This is a genomic window from Algibacter sp. L4_22, assembly GCF_023473045.1.
Taxonomy (GTDB): Bacteria; Bacteroidota; Bacteroidia; order Flavobacteriales; family Flavobacteriaceae; genus Algibacter.
Map to the genome: position 1 here is coordinate 1 of NZ_JAMCOK010000022.1, position 3128 is coordinate 3128.

Below are 3128 nucleotides of genomic sequence, written 5' to 3' on the forward strand. Positions count from 1 at the left end.
GTTTGGTTGCTTATGATTTTCCTGCGGAAAATCCACGCACACAAACAACGCACTATTCTTATACGTAAACGTTGCCAGTAACAGGATAACGAACTCAAACAGAAAGCATTAATTGAAATATTAACGAAAAAATAAATAGTAAATTATGAATGAATCTGACAATAAAAAGACCAGCAAACCAATACATAAACAAACTGGATTTTACATTGGTCTTGGTGTAGGAATAATTCTTTACAAAATAATTATGAGCCTACTTTAGTCCATTTAGAATTACAAATCGGAATTTAAATACAAGAACATTTCGTGCGGAATTTACAACGTGAGAATTACGAGCAGAACGTAGAAATTTAAAATCAGAAGATTAAACAAACTGGACTGAAAAATATAACGCTGGAATTTTAAACTAAAAAAAATAAACCGAACGTTAGTAAAAAAAATGTGAATTTAAAAGCTACAACGTCTAAATAAAAAGCGCTTGAATTATTTTCGGAGAGTTTTTTTAGTTTATAAGAGTAAAATACAAAGACGTAATTTCCAATTTATTTACAATATTGGATTTAAAACCAAACGAGTAAATTTGGAACTGAACCAAAAATAAAACGGACGAATATAAAAAACTACTACTGGCAACACCGTGTATATTTAATTGCTTTGTTCTTGCCTACTTGCGAAAATTCCTGCGGAATTTTCACGGGTTCGTAAAAGTTTGCTAAATTAGTTGCTGAACCACGCAACTAACCATACACAAACACGTTGGCAACAATATGACAAAACGCAGAAACAACAGCAAACGAAGTCGATTTTCGATTTTATTTCCAATTTTGACAATAATCGGAATTGGTGTTATAACTGCTATTGTGACAAATTATGAACCGAATTGGACTTATAATTGGAATGGAATAAGAAAAGAAATAAAAGATTCTTTACAAGTTGCGGAATCACGTGGAATTACTAGCGGAATTGGTGGAATGGGAATTTCAACAAAAAACGAAGTTGACAGAAGAAGATGGATTATGAAAAACGCAACCGAATCGGAACTTCTTAAACTGACTGAATACCCAAACGGAATTGTAAAAGGGATTGCGTACGAGGGACTTTTAAGAAAAAAGGAATTTCCCAATAAAACAGAATTGACTTTAAAAGCAATTCGTGATACAACATACCAGATAGATTATCAATCAGGTTGTTTAGGTTGGAATATGGACATTGGCGAATATCTTGTGCAAAATGTTTTGTTAATTGACGACGAAATTCCACCACCTGAAAGATTACCGAATTTTGGTTTAACCGAAATAGAAAAAGAAAAGATTCTGACTGAATTCAGAAAAGTACAAGTTAAAAAAGAATAAAATACTGTTGCCAACACAGTATATAAAAAACTGCTGGTGTTTGGCTTAAATAAAGGTCGTTGCTTGTTTTGTTACGTCTGATTTTCCTTCGGAAAATCCTCGCACACAAAACCGCAACTTTCCATATACATAAACGTTGTAAAACATTTGAGAAAACTGAAAAAATTGACCATTCGACATCTTATCTTATTATTTATTCTGGCAGTTGGATTAAATTCTTGTGATAATCTGACTCAAAAAGAGTTTTTTGACAAAATAGTTTACGATGAATATCATTCAAACTACGAAGGAATAGTTACTGAAAAATATATTGACAAAAAAAATCACGCAAGACCAATAATTATTATCAGACATAAAATTTTTGGCGACAATAAAAAAGACTTTGTTTTCCAAAGCTCTGGACTTTTTGACTTTATCAAAATCGGTGACACGCTAACTAAAAAAACTGAATCTCTAAAAATCAATCTCAAAAGAAAAAACCTTGACACGATAATAATGTTGGATTTTGACAATATAAAAGAAAAATATTATTCAGAAAACAAATACGTAACTGAAATTGAATAAAAAAACGTTTTACAACACCGTATAAAAATAATGCTTAGTTTAGTGCTTAATCAAGAGTCCGTGCGCTTTTGTTACATCTGATTTTCCTGCGGAAAATCCTCGCACACAAAACCGCTCTATTCTTATACATAAACGTTAACTACAAGCTGCCTCGCCAACTAACATTTTTCTTAAATTGAAACATCGTAAGCCCTAATTTGATTGATTACTCAGATGGATAATTAAATCTGAAAAGCATTACGCATTGCTTACGGTTTGACTTCATAAACCAAGAAAAATAGAATTTTAAAAGATAATTTAAAGAAACCAATTTTGAGCTTACTCTACTCTGTTTGAAATTAAAACAACTAAGATGATTTTAGATTAAAAAGATCAATAAAGTAAATCAAGATTGAAAAGTTTGTGTTTATCGTTACGGTTGAACTGTACGCAGGAAAACCAATCTGAGCTAAACTGGATTCGCTAAACGGAGTAATACGCTTAAACCGTTGCTAAAATTAGAATTCCTAAATTATATTTATTGGAAAATTTAAAAATCTGAAATCTGTATAAATAGAAAAAAGCCGGTAGTTAACACCGTGTATATTTAATTGCTTGGTTTCTGCTTATCTGGAATATTCCTTCGGAATATTCTCAGGTTCGTAAAAGTTTACTAATTTAGTTGCCAAGCCACGCAACTAAGCATACACAAACACGTTGGCATTCATGTCTCACTCAGCTCGAAAAAATATATAAACAAGCTTAAAAGTGGTTAAAAAACTCACTCAACTGACTTCTGACCATTTAAAGCGCAACTGTTGCGTACGACTGACTTTACTCTTGCGCAAAACATCTGACTTTTGACAAACGAAACGCAAAGATTACGCGCGACTGACTTTACGCGTGCTCAAAAAAACTCTCACTTTTCTAAATTCAAACGCATATCTGTCGTAAAATAAGTCCGACAAAAAAAACACGCATGCCAACATTGTATAAAAATAATGCTTAGTTTAGTGCCTAACCAAGAGTTAATGCGCGTTTGGTTGCTTATGATTTTCCTTCGGAAAATCCACGCACACAAACTACGCACTATTCTTATACGTAACCGTCAGACTGTCTAATAACTATTTATATTTTTAGAATCAATTAGGAAGTAACTTTTCAGCTCATTTTTGTATCTTTTAGTTATGAAATTTATCCTTGGAAAAGACCGAAAACAGACCTGCCTTTTTCCTG

At 32.2% G+C, this 3128-nt stretch carries 2 protein-coding genes; both read left to right on the forward strand.

The features are described from left to right. Positions 1–764 precede the first annotated feature (764 nt). The gene (locus M4I23_RS19320; protein WP_249755496.1) at positions 765–1349 is read left to right on the forward strand and encodes a hypothetical protein; all 585 of its coding nucleotides are present in this window, start codon (positions 765–767) and stop codon (positions 1347–1349) included. A 147-nt stretch (positions 1350–1496) separates the two neighbouring features. Continuing rightward, positions 1497–1913, forward strand: coding sequence for a hypothetical protein (locus M4I23_RS19325; protein ID WP_249755497.1), 417 nt, complete (start codon positions 1497–1499; stop codon positions 1911–1913). The last annotated feature ends 1215 nt before the right edge of the window (positions 1914–3128 follow it).